The sequence below is a fragment of the Streptomyces sp. NPDC059696 genome, assembly GCF_042733745.1.
GTDB lineage: Bacteria > Actinomycetota > Actinomycetes > Streptomycetales > Streptomycetaceae > Streptomyces.
In genome coordinates this window covers 73,902-90,730 of the sequence record NZ_JBHWFG010000021.1, presented here as the reverse complement: position 1 = coordinate 90,730, position 16,829 = coordinate 73,902, and the positions used below count along the sequence as shown (strand labels likewise).

Genomic DNA, 16,829 nt, shown 5'->3' with positions numbered 1-16,829 from the left:
CCAGGGGTACCCGCGCGCCATGACTGACGCATGGATGGAGATGGCCGCGGGCGGCGACGCCCCCGGCTTCGGGTTCGTCGTGACGGGTCTGGTGGTCGTGGCCCTGCTGCTGGGCGCCTTCATCCTGGGCCTGCGGCACAAGCGCCGGCGCCCGCCGCGGCCCGAGGAGCAGCCCAGGCTGCCCGACGGCGGGCCGGTACGCGAGACGCTGGAGCGCCGCGAGCCGGACGAGATGCCGAGAAGCGAGGAGCGTCTGACGCCGCACCAGCTGAAGACCCACGGAAACCAGAGCGACCGGACCAGCGCCTCCCAGGAGCGTCCGCGCTGGAGCGAGGGCGGCAGCGGCGGCTTCGGCAGCGGCGGCCCGGGCGCCCGCTGAACCCGCCACCCGGCATCGCCGAGCACGTCGTACGTACACAGGGATGTGAGAACCATGGCCGACTCCGCCCGCAGCACCCTGCCCCTGCCCGACTACGACCAATTGCCGATCGGCTCCCTCGAGAGCCGTGTGCGGTCACTGTCGGACGATGAGGTCGAGCGACTGCTCTCGTACGAGCGGTCGCACGCCGACCGGCCGGCGGTCACCCGTCTGCTCGGCTCCCGACTCGACCAGCTGCACGCGGGCGCCGAGCCGACGTCCGGTGACCCGAACGCCCCGCGCCCCGAGGCGGGGCAGGGTGACCGGGGCGGCTCGCCCGTGTCTCCGGCGACCTCGCCGGAGCCGCACCACCCGCCGCCGCACGGCACGCCCGACCAGCCGGGCCAGCCGAAGGCCAACCGCACCTAGGGAACCGGCGACACCCGGGAAAGGGGCCCGTGCCTGTGCACGGGCCCCTTTCCCATGCCCCGGCACGCCCGACCAGGGGTGACGTGGATCACAGGCTTCGGGTGCATCGTGGGGCACGGGCCGGCGTCTTTTGAAGGATGTAGGGGGCCACTGAGACGCGGGACGGTGAGGATGGAGCAGTTTCGGGCGGACGGCTTCGACGATTTCGCGGCCGCCCGTTGGTCGGCGCTGCTCCATGTCGGGCGTCTGCTCACGGGGGGCGACCGGCAGCGGGCCGAGGATCTGGTGCAGGAGGCCTTGGTCAAGCTGTGGTTCGCGTGGCCGAAGGTCGCCGAGCAGGCTCCGGAGGCGTACGTCCGGACGGTGCTGGTGCGGCTGGCGGCCCGTTCGGCGCGGCGGCGCTGGTGGGGCGAGCGCCCCGTGGACCAGCTGCCCGACCGGGCCGACCCGGGCGACGTGTCGTCCGCCGTCGCCGAACGGTCGCGGCTGGAGGCGGCCCTGGCCCAGCTGTCGCCGAAGCAGCGTGCCGCGGTGGTGCTGCGTTACTGCGAGGACCTGCCCGAGGCCCAGGTCGCCCAGGCCCTGGGCTGCCCGGTGGGCACCGCCCGGTCCCACGCGTCACGCGGAGTCGCCCGGCTCCGCCGGATCCTGTCCGACACCGTCAGGCCCGTGGGGTGAAAGGAGAACCGATGGACGACTTCGAGCGGGACCTGTCGCGGCTCATGCACGACACCCGGGAGATCACCCCCTACGAGCCCGCGCACCGGCAGCGGCTGCACGCGGGCATCCGGGCCCGCCGCCGGTCGCGGATGCTGTGGAAGGCGGGCGGCTCCGCGGTGGCGGTGGCCGGGCTCAGCGTCGGACTGGCTTTCCTGCCCGGCATGCTCACCCGCGCGCAGCCCGCCGACCCCCGCCCGCAGCCGGCGACGAGCCCGACGAGCTCACCCGACGGCACACCGACGACCGAGCCGTCGGCGACGAGCCCGACCCCGACCCTGCGACCCGAGACGTCGCTGCCCGCGACCACCGCCGGCAGCGTCACACCGTCCCGGACGGCGACCCGGTCGGCCGATCCCGCACCGACGGCCACGGCCTCCGAGAGCCGGACCCGCACGACACCGCCCGCGCCGCCCCCCTCCCCCACACCGACCACGGTCCCGCCGTCCGTGCTGGAGTCCGAGGAACCCTTCGCATCGGCCTCCACCGAATAGCCGCCTGAGCGGCCCTCCACGCCAGGGGCGCCACGCCCCGCATCCCTCACCGCACCACCCGCCACGGGCGCCTTCGGCATGCCCGGAACCGGCGCGCGGGCATGCCCGCGCGCCAGAAAGAGACCGTGAGACGCCATGCGCACCGCACGGCGGTCGGCCCTCGTCGACCGCCCCACACCCGAACCGTCCGCGCTCCCCCGCCGGGCGCCGCTGCCCGCGGACCACCCGGATCCCGTCCTGGACGTGGTCGTCCCCGTGCACAACGAGGAGAACGACCTGGAACCCTGCGTCCGGCGCCTGCACGCGCACCTCGGCGAGACCTTCCCCTACCCGTTCCGCATCACCGTCGCCGACAACGCCAGCACCGACCGGACCCCGCTGATCGCCGCGCGGCTGGCCGCCGAACTGCCCGGCACAAACTGGATCCGGCTGGCGGAGAGAGGACGGGGCCGCGCGCTGCACACCGCGTGGTCCCGCTCGACCGCCCCGGTGCTCGCGTATCTGGACGTCGACCTGTCGACCGACCTCGCCGCACTGCTGCCGCTGGTCGCACCGCTGATCTCGGGCCACTCGGACATCGCCATCGGCACCCGGCTGGCCCGCGGCTCGCGGGTGGTGCGCGGACCGAAACGGGAGATCATCTCCCGCTGCTACAACGGGCTGCTGCGCGGCACGCTCGCCGTCGGCTTCTCCGACGCGCAGTGCGGGTTCAAGGCGGTGCGGCGGGACGTCGCCGAGCGGCTGCTGCCGCTGGTGGAGGACCGCGAGTGGTTCTTCGACACCGAGCTGCTGGTCATCGCGGAGCGCGCGGGCCTGCGGATCCACGAGGTGCCGGTGGACTGGGTGGACGACCCCGACAGCCGGGTCCACATCCTGTCCACGGCGCTGGCGGACCTGCGCGGCATGGCCAGGCTGGGCGGGGCCCTGGCCCGCGGCAGGCTGCCCCTGTCCGCGCTGCGGCGCAGCGGCGGCGACCTCGCCGGGGACCTGCCCACCGGGCTGGCCCGGCAGGTGGTGCGGTTCGCCGCCGTCGGTGCCGCCAGCACCCTGTGCTACGTGCTGCTGTACAGCGCGCTCAGACCGGCGGCGGGGGCGCAGGCCGCCAACGCGCTCGCCCTGCTGGCCAGCGCGCTCGCCAACACGGCGGCCAACCGCCGGCTCACCTTCGGTGTGCGGGGCCGTGGCGGAGCGCTGCGCCACCACCTCAAGGGCCTCGCCGCGTTCCTGGTCGGGCTGGCCCTGACGAGCGGCTCGCTGGCCGTGCTCCACCACGTCGCGCCGGGTGCCGGCCACCGGGTCGAGCTCATGGCCCTGATCGCCGCCAACCTGGCCGCGACGCTGCTGCGTTTCCTCCTCTTCCGGGCCTGGGTCTTCCCGGCCCGCCGCACGACAGGACCCTCCGCCCGATGAGCACCGTCCAGCTGCGCCGCCCGCCCTCACCCGCCGGGGAGCACCGACTCCCCGGCGGCTCCCGGGAGTTCCGGCCGCGGCTGCGCGCCGCCGCCGTGCGCTACGGGTCCGTGCTGCTGACGTACGGCGTGCTGAAGCTGGCCGGCTTCGCCGTCTTCATGTATCTGCTGGACGCGGCGGGCGACTTCCGGAAGAAGCACCCGCGCTTCGGCGGCGGCTTGCACCCCTGGGACGTCCTGGCCAGCTGGGACGGCTGGTGGTACCAGCAGATCGCCGCACACGGGTACGACCCCGCCCTGAAGCCGGTCCCCGGCGCGACGGGCATGATCACGCTGGAGGGCAACTCGGCGGCGTTCTTCCCGCTGTACCCGGCCCTGATGCGGCTGGTCTCGGAGTGCACCGGACTCGGTCTGTACGGCGCCGGCCTGACGGTGTCCGTCCTCGCCTCGTTCGCCGCCGCGCTCGGCGTCCACGCCGTGGCGAACCGCCTCGGCGGGCACCGGGCCGGGCTGGTCGCGGCCGGATTGTGGGCGGTCTGGCCCGGGTCGGGCACGGAATGGTCGGGCTACTCGGAGTCCCTGTACACGGCTCTCGCCGCGTGGGCCTGCCACGCCGTCATGACCCGCCGCTGGCTCACGGCCGGGCTGCTGACCTGCGCGGCCGGGCTCTGCCGGCCCACGGCGGTGGCGCTGGTGGCCGCCCTCGCCGTCGCGGCGGTGCTGTCCCTGCGCCGGCGGGCGGACGGGGTCGTGCGCCCCCTCGCCGCCGCGGCGATCGCCCCCCTGGGCCTGTTCGGCTACCTCGCCTGGGTCAACTACCGCATGGGCGACATCAACGGATACTCCAAACTCCAGGACGGCGCCTGGGGCCACAAGTTCGACTGGGGAGTGCACTCGTTCCACGTGCTGACGTCCATCCCCGTCGGTCACTTCGACTACCTCTTCGCGATGCCCTTCGAGGACGTGATCGGCCTCTGCGTGGTGCTCTTGGTGCCGGTGCTGACCGTGCTGCTGGCCCGTCTGCGGCCGCCCGCCGTGCTCGTGGTCTACACGGTCCTCTCCTACCTCATTGTGATGACCACCCAGCAGTACTTCGGCAACGTCTCGCGCTATCTGCTGCCGCTCTTCCCGCTGTTCGTCCCCCTGGCGCTCGCGATGCGGCGGCTGCGGTGGCCGTCCCTGGCCGCGGTGCTCGGCACGGCCGCGCTGACCTCCGGGTCGTACGCCGGGTACGTGCTGTTCGTGCTGGGAGTGCCGTGACAGCCGCCGGTGCCGACCCGGCTGCGAAGGCTTCCGAAACACTCCCTTCACGCGGGACGTACGGAGGGGTAACGGCCGCTGCCTACCGTGCCTGCCTTGTCAGTACCCCACCCGCACAAGGAGGCGTGGCATGAGTGCCGAGCCGCGACTGGCCGCAGTGGCCGAGCCGGAACCCGCTCCACAGGCAGCACCGGGCACGGACCAGGCCGTCAAGGAGACCCTCGAGGACTACACGCTGCGCTTCGCGCCGCGCAGTTACCGGCGCTGGACCCCGATGGTCGTGGCGACGACCGCGCTCGGCGGCATCGCCTACATGGCCGACTTCTCCATCGGGGCCGGCATCGGCCTGGCCCACGGCACCGGCAACGCGCTCCTCGCGATCGGCGTCGCCGCCGCCGTCATCTTCGTGACCGGCTTCCCGCTGGCGTACTACGGGGCGCGCTACAACATCGACCTGGACCTGATCACCCGCGGCTCCGGCTTCGGCTACTTCGGCTCGGTGCTCACCAGCGTCATCTTCGCCAGTTTCACCTTCATCTTCTTCGCGCTCGAAGGCTCGATCATGGCGCAGGGCCTGAAGCTGGGCCTCGGACTGCCGCTCTGGCTGGGCTACTTGGTGTCCACGCTGATGGTGATCCCGCTGGTGATCTATGGCATGACGGCGCTGAGCAAGCTCCAGGTGTGGACGACCCCGGTCTGGCTGCTGCTGATGGTCGGCCCGCTGGTCTACCTGGTCGTCACCGACCCGGGCACCGTCGACCGCTTCCTCGCCTACGCGGGCACCGACGGGGACGGCGGCATCGACACCGCGTCCGTGCTGCTCGGCGCGGGCGTGTGCCTGTCGCTGATCGCGCAGATCGGCGAGCAGATCGACTACCTGCGCTTCATGCCGCCCAAGACCGAGGCGAACAAGCGCAGTTGGTGGGCGGCCGTGGTGATGGCCGGGCCGGGCTGGGTGGTGCTGGGCGCGCTGAAGCAGGCCATCGGTGTGTTCCTCGCGGTGTACATCATCGCCGAGGTCGGCGCCTCTGCCGCGCCCGAGCCGATCCAGCAGTTCAAGGGCGCCTTCGACGCGATGATGCCGTCCTGGCTCGTGGTGCCGCTGGCGGTGGTGCTGGTCGTCATCAGCCAGATCAAGATCAACGTGACGAACGCGTACTCCGGTTCCCTCGCCTGGACCAACTCCTTCACCCGGGTCACCCGGCGCTACCCGGGCCGGATGGTCTTCGTCCTGGTCAACCTGGGCTTCGCGCTCGCCCTGATGGAGGCCGACATGTTCAGCTTCCTCAACAGCATCCTGGGCTTCTACTCGAACTGCGCCATCGCCTGGGTGGTCACCGTGGCCACCGACATCGGCATCAACAAGTACGTGCTGAAGCTGTCCCCGCACGCCCCCGAGTTCCGCCGCGGCATGCTCTACGCCGTCAACCCCGTCGGTGTCGTGGCCTTCGTCGCCGCCTCCGGGCTGTCCATCGCGATGTACTTCCACGGCCTCGGCGACACGCTCCAGCCCTACTCCCCCGTCGCCGCGGCCGTCATCGCCTTCGTCCTCACGCCGCTGATGGCCGTGCTCACCAAGGGCCGGTACTACCTGCGCCGCACCGACGACGGCATCCCCGAGCCCCTGCTGGACGAGGACGGCAACCCCAGCGCCGTCGCCTACGCGTGCCATGTGTGCCGCCAGCAGTTCGAGCGGCCCGACGTGGCCGCCTGCCCGGCCCACGACGCGGTCGTCTGCTCGCTGTGCCTGAGTACCGACAAGGTCGGCGACCACGTCCTGCCGGGCACGGTCTGACCCGCGTGGCGGGAGGGCCACCGGTCCCTCCCGCCACGGCAGGTACCGAGTCGGTCTCGGGCTCGGGACGCGGGGACCGGGACCGACGGGGGCGCGGCTCCGGGAACCGGGCGGCATACTGATCTTGCACGGCGCGCTGATCGGGCCGACGGTCGAAGAAGGGGATGACGGGACGTGACCACCGAAGAGCCGGACGGGCGGGGAAGTCCCCACGAGCCGCCCGGCGTTCTCCCCGTCCCCGACGACGTGTGGCTGAGGTTCCTCACCGACAGCGAGTCCGCCCTGCGCGTCTCGGCTCCCCGGGAGCCCTCCGCCACGGAACGGGCGGCGGGGCGGCAGCTCCAGCCCCCGTACGCCGTCGGCGAGCTGTGGCAGCCGGACGACCTGTGGGTCCGCGTGGCGTGGCGGGACCTGGACCGCCGCGCCAAGGTCCGGCGCGCGGGGCGGGTGGCCGCCACCGCGGCCGCCGTCGCCCTGGCCCTGGGCGCCTGGTCCCAGTTGTCCACCGGCGCGGGGACCGGCCACCGGCCCGGCGAGAGCACGGTGCGGCAGGTCGAGGGCGCGACCGCGCACCAGTCCACGGCCACACCGCTCCCGTCCGCGTCCCCCTTCGTATCCCCGTAAGCCGACTGTTCAGCCCGTCTTCCAGCCCCTGCGGGTGTCGAGTCGCTCCCACTCCGCGTCCCACTGCTTCATGCGGCGCCGGTCGAGGGCCGTCCGGGTCAGCCAGGTGGCTCCCAGTGCCGCACCGCCGGTGAAGATCCCCGCGAGCGCCCCGCCCATGGCGGTGTGCAGCCAGGCCTCGCCGCCGGACACGGGCGGGCTCGTGAGGTCACCCCTGCCGTTCACCCACACGGGGACGGTGCTCCCGGCGGGTGCTCCCGCCGGTACCCGGGCCTGCTCCCGGTGGGTCGAGCCGTCGGGCGCGGTCCATCGCACCTTGCCCCACACCCGGTGGTCGCTCGCGGTGCGGGTCTGTGACGGGCCGGGCGCGTCCTCGACGACCACCGCCCGGACCTGGCGGCTCTCGGCCCGCTGCCGTTCGACGGCCTGATCGACCGTGCCCGCGGCCAGCAGCCCCGCGAGCACGCCGCCCAGGAGGGCGAGCAGCCAGCCGGCGAGCACGACCCAGGCCTCGACGACGTCGACGCGCCGTCGGAGCGCGTTGCGTCGCCACCGCCACCACCGCACGGTCACACGCTCTGACGCTTCCATGGCCGACACCCCCTCGTGAGCACCGGCAGCACCCTTCCAGTGTGCGCCTGCCCGCCCAGAACGCCCGCCGATCACCGGCACGGCCGACCGCCATCGGGGGCCGTGGTTCAGCCCGGCGACGCCGCGACGCGCGCGCGGTCGCTCCGGCCACCGGAGAGGAAGGAGGCCATCGCCCGTCCTTCCTCGGCGACGGCCGTGCGGTCGGCCCGGGAGAAGCGGCACAGCGGGGTGACGTGCACCGTGTCCGCCTCCACGGTCCAGGTCGCGGCGACCCGCCCGTCGACGAGGACGACCCGGGCGCCGGCGACGGACAGCGGGCGATGGACGTCGTCGATGATCCGGCTGCGGTCGTGATAGCCGAGGATCGCGTTGTCGAACGCGGGCAGGAACCGCACCGGTGCCGGGGTGTCGGGGTCGGGGCGGGGCGCGTCGGGGAGGTCGAGCAGCTCGCGTCCGCGTTCGTCGCGGAAGGCGGCCAGTTCCCCGCGGAGGGCGGAGACCGCGGCGGGCAGTCCGGCCAGACCGCACCAGGCGCGCAGGTCCGCCGGGGCGGCGGGGCCGAACGCGGCCAGGTAGCGCCGGAGCATCGCTTGGCCCACGGGGTCGGAGACGTCCGGGGAGGGCGGGTCGATCTCACGCCCGAGCCAGGAGTGGATCAGCGCGTAGCGGGCGCCGCCGGGGGTGCGCCACAGGCCGCGCGGCGGCACCTGGACCGTCGGCAGGAGCGCGGCGACCAGCATCTCGCCCAGGGGCCGCGGCTCGGCGGCGGGCAGGTGTCCGGCGACGGTGCGGGCGAGTTCGGGCAGGGAACGGGGTTCGCCGTCGGCCATGACCGCGCGGCCCGCCGCCGCGAGCGCGGCGAGGTCGATCCCGTCGAGTTCGCGCCGGTACACGCCGAGGACGCGTTGGCGGAGCATGCCGTCGTGGCGGGAGCGCCAGGCCACGACGTCGTCGGCGGTGACGAGGTGGACGGTGCGGCGCATCAGGTGCGTGCGCACGAGCCGCCGCCCGGTCAGCAGGCGGGACAGCTCCGCGGGGTCGAAGGCCCGCAGCCGCGACCAGAGCCCGGCGAAGGGCTCCTGCGGTTCCTGGGCCTGCAGGCCGCCGAGGTGCCGGACGGCGTCGAGGACCGGCAGGTCGGCACGCTCCAGGAGCAACTGCCGTGCCAGGGTGGCGCGATTGAGCGCGCGGGCGTCGAGAACGGTCACGGGATCACCTCGGCCTTCGGGTCGGGGCCGGCCCGTGGTCCGGGTGTCCGGGCGGCTCACGCGCTCACGGTCGCACGGGATGCGGTCGGTTCGTGACCGCATCGGGTGGCGGCGGGTGCGGGTCGGTCTTCTTCCGGTGCGGCACCGCTGCTCCGGCCGGCCGCGCGCGCACCGATCCCCACGTCCCCGCGTTCCCTGGTTCCTTGTGTTCCCTGGATCCGCACGTTCCCTCGTTCCCTGCGTTCCCTACGTTCCCTATCGAATTACTAGGAAAGTATTGACGGGGCCTTGTGCTCCTGCGCAGGATGATGCGCATGGCCCACCCATCTTTCCCGCCCGTGAGGCTCAACGCCCTTTCCTGCACACGAACTTGAGGAGATGCCAGCCATGGGCACAGCCCCGGCGCCGTCCGGCCCCGTCGTGGAGTCCGACCAGCCCGGGCCCGGCAGCGGGCACTGGCTGCGGGTGGCCCGGGAGACGGCGGAGGACCTGGCCACGGACGCGGTCGCCAGAGACCAGGCGGGCAAGCCTCCCTTCGACGAGGTGTCGCGGCTGCGCGAGTCGGGGCTGCTGACCCTCCTCGTCCCCGCCGACCTCGGAGGCGGCGGCGGGGACTGGACCGAGGCATACGCGGTGGTCCGGGAGATCGCCTCGGCCGACGGCGCCATCGGCCAGCTCCTCGGCTGTCACTACTTCACGTCCTGGAGCGCCCGGTTCCTCGCCCGATCGGCCCTCGGCGCCCGGCTTGAGCGGCGGTCCGCGGCGGAGGGGTGGTGCTGGGGCGGCGGCCTGGCCCGCCAGGAACCGGCCCTGGGCCTCACCCGGGACACACGCGGCCATGTGCTGAACGGGCGGCAGAGCTACGCCGCCGGCGTTCTGGTCGCCGACCGCCTCGCCGTGCGTGCGGTGCGGGCCGGTACCGGCGAGCCCGTCGCCGTCGTGGTCGATCCCGCCCTTGCCGGCGTGGCCGTCGACGGTGACGCCGATCCCTTCGGCCAGCGGCTGGCGGCCGGCGGCAGCGCGGAGTTCGACGCGGTGCCGGTAGCCGCCGACGACGTGCTGGGGTCCCTCGCGGCGGACGAGGACGTCCTCTCGCCGCGGACGGCCCTGCTGTCACCGGTCGGCCGGCTGCTGTCGGCGCAGCTCCGGCTCGGCATGGCGGAGGGCGTGCTCGCCGAGGCCCGTGAGTACAGCAGGACCGGCCACGCGCACTGGCACCCCGACTGGCCCGTCGGCTCTCCCCAGGACCCGCAGGTGCTGACGGCGTACGGCGAGCTCACCGTGCTCACCCGCTCGGCGTCCGCACTCGCCGACGAGGCGAGACAGGCCGTGCAGGGCGGACTCGCCCGCGGCGAGGACCTCACCTACGAGGACCACGCGGAGATCTCCGTCCTGGTGGCCATGGCGGAAGCCGCGGCGTCCAGGGCCGCCCAGGAATCCACCGCCCGGGCCCTGGACATCATCGGTGCCCGTTCCGCTTCCGCGCGGCTCGGCTTCGACCGGTTCTGGCGCAACGCCCGCACGCACACCCTGTACGAGCCCGTGGGCCACCGGCTCCGGGACGTCGGGGACTACTTCCTCAACGGTGCGCACCCTGCCTTCGTCCTCCCCGTCTGACCACGCGCGGGCCGACGACGGGCCGCCGGTCTCCGCCGCACGGCGTGAACCTCGGCCATCTGCGCGCTCTCGCGAAGCGACTGAAGACGCAGCATGACCTCGCCCGCGGGCTCTGGGAGACGGGCGACACGGCGGCGAGGCTGCCGGCGCTCCTGATCTGCCGCCCGAGGGCGTTCAGCCGGGACGAACGAACTGGACCGCATGCTGCGCGGGGCTCGCGCCCCGAAGATCCAGGACTGGCAGCATCCGCCGGCCGCCCTCGCCGCTGCGCTCCATCGGCGCTCATCTCCTGGCTTCGAACGGCCTGTCCCGGGTACTTCCACGGCGGAACGACCCGCCCGCCGAGGAAACGGAGGAACGGAGGCCGTGTTGCTGTCCCATACGCGTGATCGCGGAGTCCTCGTCATCACGGTCCACCAGGACCCCGGCGTCGACGGGAGTGCCATGCTCCTCACGAGGATCAGCGACCTCGTGCAGGCCTGCCGGCCGGCCCCCGTGGTCGTCGTCCTCGACGAGCCGGCCGCCCGGAGCTCGGTGGTCGGCGTCATCCTCCGGGTCCACCAGCTGTGCGGCCGGCTGGGCACGCTGATGTCGGTGGCCACGCACAGCGCGCCCGTCCGCCGCGCGCTCGAGGCGGGCGCCGACACCGGTGGTACGCGCCTGGTCGTCCACGCCCGCGCGGACACCGCGGTCACCGCCGCCTGCGCCGCGGTGGCCTGAGGAGCAGGTCCGGGGCGCCACCGCACCGCCTGCGCCGCGGTGGCCTGAGGAGCAGGTCCGGGGCGCCACCGTCACGGCATCGTGCTCTGGGCGCTGATCAGCTCGGTGACCGCGCGCAGCCCCCCGTGCGCCAGGGCGGCACGCTGCCGGTCCGCGCCGGTGCCGTCCTGCAGCAGACGGTGGACCAGGGACGTGACCTGCCGGGAGTCGCCGGACGTGTCGAGGGCGGGCGCGACGTGCCGCAGGAACTCGTAGAGCACGTCGCCGGCCCGGTGCGGGGTGCCGCCCGGGTCGATCAGGGTGTCGCCGAGTCCGTGCCGGGCGGCGTGCCACATGGCGGCCTGCAGCATCTCCGGCGCGCTGTCGGGCGGGGCCACGTCGGCGGTCGCCTCCGCCAGCGCGGTCTCCACCAGGGCCCGGATGATCGCGGCGAGCATGACCGCCTCGTCCGCGCGCAACTGGACGTCCAGGCACCGCACCTCGACCGTGGGGTAGGTGGCGGAGAGACGGGCCTGCCAGTAGAGCTGCCCGGTGTCGGAGACGAGGCCGGACTCCAGCAGCCGTTCCACCCGCCGGTCGTAGTCGGCGGCGTCGTGGAAGGACGGGGGCATGCCGCTGACCGGCCACCGGCTGAAGATCACGGTGCGCCAGCTGGCGAAGCCCGTGTCGTGTCCGTCCCAGAGCGGGGAGTTGGCGGCCATGGCCGTCAGCGTGGGCAGCCGGGAGCGGATCCGGTTCAGGACCTGCACGCCCGCTTCCCGGTCGGGTACGCCGACGTGCACGTGCGTACCGTTGACCAGTTGCTCCGCGACGAGCTGGGGGGCCTGGGTGACCATGGCGCGGTAGCGGGCCTGGTCGGTGACGGCGATGGGGCGGCCGTGCCGTACCGGCGGTGTGCCGCAGACCCCGATCCGGCAGCCGTGCTGCTCGGCGGCCACGCCGACGGCGTGCCGCAGCCGCAGCAGATGGCCGCCGACCTCCTCCAGGGTGTCGCAGACCGGGGTGGCCACTTCGACCTGAGCCTGGAGCAGCTCGTACTGCACTTCCTGATCGGCCACGAGATGCCCCACACCCGCCGCCGCGCGCACTTTGTCCGCCTGAGGTACCGGCAGGCCCGTGACCGGGTCGAGCAGCAGGTACTCCTCTTCCACGCCGATCGTCGTCATCGACCATCATCCTCTTGTCCCGCCCGGCGGCCGCCCGGATCCCGGCGCGCTCCGGGCGCAACCCACGCAGCGGAAGGTCACCCCTCGGGAGCACGCTCGTGGCTTCCCGAGTGCCGCGCTCCGGCCGGGACAAAACCCGGCACAGCAGGAGAAAACGCTTGTACGCGGAAACACGCGGGACGGGACGCACCCGCGGGCGCGCACGCGGCGCCGCGGACACCGGCCGGCCGCTTCCCGGGCCCGTGCGCCGGGCCGGGGAACCGCGGCAGGAGCACGGGAGTCGCCACGCCCACCTCCGGCAAGCCCTGCGGCGGCGCACGCCGCCGGGCCTGCGCGGTGCTGGCCTGCGCCGCGGGGGTGGGTGCGCTGGTGGACGTGCTCCCCGGCTGACGTCCGGGATCAGGGGCCGCAGCCGGGCTCGCGGGACCCTCGCACCCGTGCCCGCAGCGGTGACCTCAGTGGCCGTAGGGCGGCTCGAAACAGCCGGTCTCCGGGTAGGGGCCGTTGACCCGGACCTCGGCATTCGACTTCTGCACGAACCCCGACACACAGGCGTCGTCGTGCACGCGCACGGCGATCCGCGTCCCCTCGGGCGTGACGTAGCCGTCGCCCTCCCAGCGTGGGGACATCGTCGTGACGGTGAGCGTGCCGCCGAGGCGCTTGCCGTCCTGGGTGACCCGCTCCTCCTCGTAACCGAGCCGGAGCAGTGCCGTCCGTACGGCCGCGGGGTCCCACTTCCGCTGCTCCCACAGCCGCTCGACCACCGGCCGGACACGGGCGGCCTCCCGCTCGGCGTCCTTCGCATGGGCGGGGGCCATGTCGCCCTCGCGGCGGTAGGCGTTGTTCTCGTCGTAGTGCGGGGCGCCGTCCCCGGCGCCGGGCTCCACGTACGGCGAGGCTCCGGGGGAGCCGGGCGACGAGGCGCCCGAGGGTGCGGGAGCAGCCGCTCCGGGCGGGGAGTCCTGGGCATGGAGGTCACCGCAGCCGCCGACAGCCGCGACGACGGCGAGCGTCACGGCGACGAGGCGGAGCGGGCGGGCCGGCATTGAGGTGGACATGAAGCCGACTCTCTCATCGCGGCCGGGTTCGCCTCGCGGGGTTTTCGCGACCGGACTCTCCGTCGTCGCGGTACAGCGCGGTGAGGAGTTCGATCACCGGCTGCGTGGCCGGGTGGGGCTCGTCGCGCCACCAGGCGAGGCGTACGGCGATGGGCTCGGCGTCGCGTACGGGGCGGTAGAGGACTCCCGGGCGCCGGTACTGGTGGGCGGTGGACTCCGCGGTCATGCCGACGCAGCGGCCGGTGGCGATGACCGTGAGCCAGTCGTCGACGTCCTGCGTCTCCTCGGTCGCCGGGCGGGAGTGGGGTGGCCACAGGTCGGGGGTGGTGGTGCCGGTCCGGCGGTCGATCAGCAGGGTGCGGCCGCTGAGGTCGGCGAGCCGTACCGAGCGGCGTCCGGCCAGGGGGTCGTCCGCGGCGAGGGCGACCATGCGTCGCTCCAGTCCCACGATGGCCGAGTCGAGCCGCCGGTCCTCCGTGGGCCTGCGCACCACGGCCAGGTCGCACGCGCCCTCGGCCAGACCGGCCGTCGCCGAGTTCACGCGCACCAGGTGCAGTCCGGTCTCCGGCCGGTCCAGAGCCCAGCGGCGCTGGAAGGCCGAGGTGTGGCGGCCCAGCGCCGACCAGGCGTAGCCGATGCGCAGGACGGCGTGACCCGACGTGGCCTCGCGGACCAGGTCCTCCACTTCCCCGAGCACCCTGCGGGCCCGGGCCACCACCCGCAGCCCGGTCGCGGTCGGGGTGACCTCGCGGGACGTGCGGCGCAACAGCTTCGCGCCCAGGGCTCGTTCGAGCGAGGCGAGCGTCCGGGACACCGCGGCCTGGGAGACGCCCAGCGTGGTGGCGGCGTCCGTGAAGGTGCCCTCGTCGACGATCGCGACGAGACAGCGCAGCTGACGGAACTCCACCTTCAGGCTCTCTCCATCCATGACTGCATCGTATAGATCGAACTCGGGACGCATTTTGCGCAAGGGCCGGTTCGGCGCACGATCAGCGCATGCGAGCCGTCTCCGCCCCCGCCGCCTCCTGCGGACCTCCCACCGAGCCCGTGCTTCCGACCGCGGTGACCGGCCCCGGGCACGGTCCGCACCGGCTCGCCGGTGTGGCCACCATGGTGGGCAGTGGCCTGTCCAACCAGACCGGTGCCGCGATCGGCTCCCTCGCCTTCCCCGTCATCGGGCCGCTCGGCGTCGTCGCGGTCCGCCAGTACGTGGCCGCAGTCGTGCTGTGCGCGGTGAGTCCGCCCCGGCTGCGGTCCTTCACCCGACGGCAGTGGTGGCCGGTCCTCGCGCTGGCCGTCGTCTTCGGGACGATGAACCTGTCCCTGTACAGCGCCGTCGACCGCATCGGCCTGGGCCTCGCCGTGACCCTGGAGTTCCTCGGCCCGCTCACCATCGCCCTGGCCGCCGCGCGGCGCCGGGTGGACGCGTGCTGTGCGGTGACGGCGGCGGCAGGGGTGGTGGTCCTGATGCGGCCTCAGCCGTCGGCCGACTACGCGGGCATGGGGCTGGGCCTGCTCGCGGCCGCGTGCTGGGCGTCGTACATCCTGCTCAACCGCACGGTCGGGCGGCGCATCCCGGGGGCGCAGGGCTCGGCGGCAGCGGCGGGGCTGTCGGCTGTGATGTTCCTGCCGGTCGGTGTCGTCCTCGTCCTCCGCCAGCCGCCGACCGCGCAGGCGGTGGGCTGTGCGGTCGCCGCGGGGGTCCTGTCGTCCGCCGTGCCGTATCTGGCGGACCTGTTCACGCTGCGCACCGTACCGGCCCAGGCCTTCGGGCTGTTCATGAGCGTCAACCCCGTGCTCGCCGCGGTGGTGGGCCTTTTGGGCCTCGGCCAGCACCTCGGCTGGGCCGAGTGGGCCGGCATCGGCGCCATCGTGCTGGCCAACTCCCTGAGCGTGCTCGTACGCCGCGGCTGACCCGGCGCAGGTCGTGCGCCGGCCATGCGCTGCCGAGGCCGACGGCGGGCACGGCCCGTTTCCCGGACCGCGACCGCCGGGCTCCTCCGGATCCGCGCTCAGGCCAGGCCGAACCGCTCGGAGTGCACCTGCCGGCGGGGAACCCGCAGCCTCCGCAGGGCGTCGAGCACGGCCGAGGTCATCGCGGGCGGGCCGCAGACGTACACATCCCGCTCGGCCAGGTCGGGGACCAGGGCCCGAAGGCCGTCCGGCTCGAAGGGCCGGTTCCCCTCCCCCGTGCGGCCGGTGAGCAGGTGCAGCCGCCCGCCGCGGTCCGCGACCAGGGCGCGCACTTCGTCGGCCAGCACGGCCTCGCGTTCGCTGCGCACCCGGTAGAGCACGACGACGTCCCCCGCCGCGTCCTCCTCCAGCAGGGCGCGGACCGGGGTGATTCCCACCCCTCCGGCGATCAGGAGAGCACCGGGCCGCGTTCGGTGCAGCGAGGTGAACGCCCCGTACGGTCCCTCCACGTAGGCACGGCTCCCGACCGGGAGGTGCCGCAGGCCCGCGCTGGCGCTGCCGGCGGCCCTGGCGGTCAGGCGCAGTGTGCGGCCGTCGGGAGCCGCCGACAGGGAGAACGGATTCGCCGTCCACCAGTGCCGGTGCCCGGGGAACCGCCAGACGCAGAACTGGCCCGCCCGGGCGGGCAGCCGGTCCAGACGGCGGCCGGTGACATGGACCGACACCACGTCGTCCGACTCCGGGACCACCGCGGTCACCTGGAACCGGTGGTAGGCGTTGCGCCACACGGGCAGGACGACCCGGCCCGTGACCAGCGCGCCGAACGCGAACAGCCACAGCGCGAACCAGTAGGTCTTCGCGGCCGCGGAGGAGCTGAAGGTCGTGGTCTCCCGCAACTGGTGGACGAACGCCAGCCCCAACGCCACGTACAGCAGCAGGTGCAGGCCGTGCCACGTCTCGTACCGCAGCCGCCGCCTCACGTACCGGGCGGAGACGGCGCCGATCACGACGACGATCGCCGCGGCTCCCATCCCGAGCAGCGACGCCGGCACCCCGGCCAGCGCGAAGAACGTCTTCGTCATCGACGCGTCGTCGAGCCGGGCATAGCCCAGCACCACCAGAACGGCGTGGGTGAGGAGGGTCCACACCAGGGTGAAGCCGACCCAGCGGTGCCACACCGTCAGCCGGTCCATGCCGATACGGCGGTCGAGCCAGGGCAGCCGGGCCACCAGCAGCAGCTGGAACAGCATCAGCACGGCGGCGTGCAGGCCGAAGAACTTGGCGGCGGTGAGCACGCCGTTCTTCCCGCTGCCGGCGTCGAGGAACAAGAACTCGACGATCACCACGTTGACGATGACGAACGTCCACAGCGCCCACCGCGCCGCGACCACCGGTGCTACCGCGCGTCGCCGCACCCGCACCTGTGACCCTGTCGCTTCCACCGCTTCCCCCCTCATGTTCAGGTGACG

At 73.8% G+C, this 16,829-nt stretch carries 17 protein-coding genes and 1 pseudogene; 12 read left to right on the top strand and 6 right to left on the bottom strand.

Annotation, left to right across the window (positions count from 1 at the left end; genetic code table 11):
* Positions 1-19: 19 nt before the first annotated feature.
* The 8 genes from ACFV20_RS23105 (at position 20) to ACFV20_RS23070 (ending at position 7,086) form a co-directional block, all read left to right on the top strand.
* On the top strand, positions 20-379 hold the full coding sequence (locus ACFV20_RS23105) for a DUF6479 family protein (RefSeq protein WP_385659256.1): 360 nt from the start codon (positions 20-22) through the stop codon (positions 377-379).
* 54 nt (positions 380-433) lie between these two features.
* Positions 434-787 (top strand): hypothetical protein, encoded by a 354-nt coding sequence (locus ACFV20_RS23100; protein ID WP_385659254.1) that lies wholly within the window; start codon positions 434-436, stop codon positions 785-787.
* 171 nt (positions 788-958) lie between these two features.
* Positions 959-1,465, top strand: a complete 507-nt coding sequence (locus tag ACFV20_RS23095) for a SigE family RNA polymerase sigma factor (protein ID WP_385659252.1) — start codon at positions 959-961, stop codon at positions 1,463-1,465.
* A gap of 11 nt (positions 1,466-1,476) precedes the next feature.
* Positions 1,477-1,998 (top strand): cellulase, encoded by a 522-nt coding sequence (locus ACFV20_RS23090; RefSeq protein ID WP_385659251.1) that lies wholly within the window; start codon positions 1,477-1,479, stop codon positions 1,996-1,998.
* A gap of 135 nt (positions 1,999-2,133) precedes the next feature.
* Positions 2,134-3,408: a glycosyltransferase gene (locus ACFV20_RS23085; protein WP_385659249.1), complete on the top strand. Its 1,275-nt coding sequence runs from the start codon at positions 2,134-2,136 to the stop codon at positions 3,406-3,408.
* Positions 3,405-4,667 (top strand): hypothetical protein, encoded by a 1,263-nt coding sequence (locus ACFV20_RS23080; RefSeq protein WP_385659247.1) that lies wholly within the window; start codon positions 3,405-3,407, stop codon positions 4,665-4,667. Before ACFV20_RS23085 ends, ACFV20_RS23080 begins: the two co-directional genes overlap by 4 nt.
* A gap of 130 nt (positions 4,668-4,797) precedes the next feature.
* Positions 4,798-6,462 carry a purine-cytosine permease family protein gene (locus tag ACFV20_RS23075; protein WP_385659245.1) on the top strand — a complete coding sequence of 555 codons (1,665 nt, stop codon included), beginning with the start codon at positions 4,798-4,800 and terminating at the stop codon, positions 6,460-6,462.
* A 174-nt stretch (positions 6,463-6,636) separates the two neighbouring features.
* Positions 6,637-7,086, top strand: coding sequence for a hypothetical protein (locus tag ACFV20_RS23070; protein ID WP_385659244.1), 450 nt, complete (start codon positions 6,637-6,639; stop codon positions 7,084-7,086).
* Between the two features lie 9 nt (positions 7,087-7,095).
* On the opposite strand, the gene ACFV20_RS23065 is transcribed toward ACFV20_RS23070, so the two are convergent.
* Positions 7,096-7,677 (bottom strand): hypothetical protein, encoded by a 582-nt coding sequence (locus tag ACFV20_RS23065; protein WP_385659242.1) that lies wholly within the window; start codon positions 7,675-7,677, stop codon positions 7,096-7,098.
* 107 nt (positions 7,678-7,784) lie between these two features.
* The gene (locus tag ACFV20_RS23060) at positions 7,785-8,885 is read right to left on the bottom strand and encodes a winged helix DNA-binding domain-containing protein (RefSeq protein WP_385659240.1); all 1,101 of its coding nucleotides are present in this window, start codon (positions 8,883-8,885) and stop codon (positions 7,785-7,787) included.
* A gap of 387 nt (positions 8,886-9,272) precedes the next feature.
* Here ACFV20_RS23060 and ACFV20_RS23055 point away from each other — a divergent pair, with 387 nt between their 5' ends.
* From ACFV20_RS23055 to ACFV20_RS23045, 3 genes and pseudogenes are all read left to right on the top strand, one after another.
* On the top strand, positions 9,273-10,502 hold the full coding sequence (locus ACFV20_RS23055) for an acyl-CoA dehydrogenase family protein (protein WP_385659238.1): 1,230 nt from the start codon (positions 9,273-9,275) through the stop codon (positions 10,500-10,502).
* A 23-nt stretch (positions 10,503-10,525) separates the two neighbouring features.
* A pseudogene (locus ACFV20_RS23050) lies at positions 10,526-10,742 on the top strand (DNA alkylation repair protein); the annotation flags it as partial.
* A gap of 126 nt (positions 10,743-10,868) precedes the next feature.
* On the top strand, positions 10,869-11,222 hold the full coding sequence (locus ACFV20_RS23045) for a hypothetical protein (RefSeq protein WP_385659236.1): 354 nt from the start codon (positions 10,869-10,871) through the stop codon (positions 11,220-11,222).
* Between the two features lie 71 nt (positions 11,223-11,293).
* Here the strand turns inward: ACFV20_RS23045 and ACFV20_RS23040 are convergent, their stop codons facing one another.
* The 3 genes from ACFV20_RS23040 to ACFV20_RS23030 form a co-directional block, all read right to left on the bottom strand.
* Positions 11,294-12,388 carry a glutamate--cysteine ligase gene (locus tag ACFV20_RS23040; RefSeq protein WP_385659234.1) on the bottom strand — a complete coding sequence of 365 codons (1,095 nt, stop codon included), beginning with the start codon at positions 12,386-12,388 and terminating at the stop codon, positions 11,294-11,296.
* Between the two features lie 455 nt (positions 12,389-12,843).
* Positions 12,844-13,446: a hypothetical protein gene (locus tag ACFV20_RS23035; protein WP_385659232.1), complete on the bottom strand. Its 603-nt coding sequence runs from the start codon at positions 13,444-13,446 to the stop codon at positions 12,844-12,846.
* A 13-nt stretch (positions 13,447-13,459) separates the two neighbouring features.
* Positions 13,460-14,374: a LysR family transcriptional regulator gene (locus ACFV20_RS23030; RefSeq protein ID WP_385659230.1), complete on the bottom strand. Its 915-nt coding sequence runs from the start codon at positions 14,372-14,374 to the stop codon at positions 13,460-13,462.
* Between the two features lie 68 nt (positions 14,375-14,442).
* Here ACFV20_RS23030 and ACFV20_RS23025 point away from each other — a divergent pair, with 68 nt between their 5' ends.
* Positions 14,443-15,360: a DMT family transporter gene (locus ACFV20_RS23025; protein WP_385659228.1), complete on the top strand. Its 918-nt coding sequence runs from the start codon at positions 14,443-14,445 to the stop codon at positions 15,358-15,360.
* 98 nt (positions 15,361-15,458) lie between these two features.
* On the opposite strand, the gene ACFV20_RS23020 is transcribed toward ACFV20_RS23025, so the two are convergent.
* Positions 15,459-16,817 (bottom strand): ferric reductase-like transmembrane domain-containing protein, encoded by a 1,359-nt coding sequence (locus ACFV20_RS23020; protein ID WP_385659226.1) that lies wholly within the window; start codon positions 16,815-16,817, stop codon positions 15,459-15,461.
* Positions 16,818-16,829 lie beyond the last annotated feature (12 nt).

What these genes read in the sequence shown, in the direction of transcription:
- ACFV20_RS23105 (WP_385659256.1), top strand. Translation starts at nt 20, where the DNA reads ATGACTGACGCATGGATGGAGATGGCCGCGGGCGGCGACGCCCCCGGC.
- ACFV20_RS23100 (WP_385659254.1), top strand. Translation starts at nt 434, where the DNA reads ATGGCCGACTCCGCCCGCAGCACCCTGCCCCTGCCCGACTACGACCAA.
- ACFV20_RS23095 (WP_385659252.1), top strand. Translation starts at nt 959, where the DNA reads ATGGAGCAGTTTCGGGCGGACGGCTTCGACGATTTCGCGGCCGCCCGT.
- ACFV20_RS23090 (WP_385659251.1), top strand. Translation starts at nt 1,477, where the DNA reads ATGGACGACTTCGAGCGGGACCTGTCGCGGCTCATGCACGACACCCGG.
- ACFV20_RS23085 (WP_385659249.1), top strand. Translation starts at nt 2,134, where the DNA reads ATGCGCACCGCACGGCGGTCGGCCCTCGTCGACCGCCCCACACCCGAA.
- ACFV20_RS23080 (WP_385659247.1), top strand. Translation starts at nt 3,405, where the DNA reads ATGAGCACCGTCCAGCTGCGCCGCCCGCCCTCACCCGCCGGGGAGCAC.
- ACFV20_RS23075 (WP_385659245.1), top strand. Translation starts at nt 4,798, where the DNA reads ATGAGTGCCGAGCCGCGACTGGCCGCAGTGGCCGAGCCGGAACCCGCT.
- ACFV20_RS23065 (WP_385659242.1), bottom strand. Translation starts at nt 7,677, where the DNA reads ATGGAAGCGTCAGAGCGTGTGACCGTGCGGTGGTGGCGGTGGCGACGC.
- ACFV20_RS23055 (WP_385659238.1), top strand. Translation starts at nt 9,273, where the DNA reads ATGGGCACAGCCCCGGCGCCGTCCGGCCCCGTCGTGGAGTCCGACCAG.
- ACFV20_RS23040 (WP_385659234.1), bottom strand. Translation starts at nt 12,388, where the DNA reads ATGACGACGATCGGCGTGGAAGAGGAGTACCTGCTGCTCGACCCGGTC.
- ACFV20_RS23035 (WP_385659232.1), bottom strand. Translation starts at nt 13,446, where the DNA reads ATGTCCACCTCAATGCCGGCCCGCCCGCTCCGCCTCGTCGCCGTGACG.
- ACFV20_RS23030 (WP_385659230.1), bottom strand. Translation starts at nt 14,374, where the DNA reads ATGGATGGAGAGAGCCTGAAGGTGGAGTTCCGTCAGCTGCGCTGTCTC.
- ACFV20_RS23025 (WP_385659228.1), top strand. Translation starts at nt 14,443, where the DNA reads ATGCGAGCCGTCTCCGCCCCCGCCGCCTCCTGCGGACCTCCCACCGAG.
- ACFV20_RS23020 (WP_385659226.1), bottom strand. Translation starts at nt 16,817, where the DNA reads ATGAGGGGGGAAGCGGTGGAAGCGACAGGGTCACAGGTGCGGGTGCGG.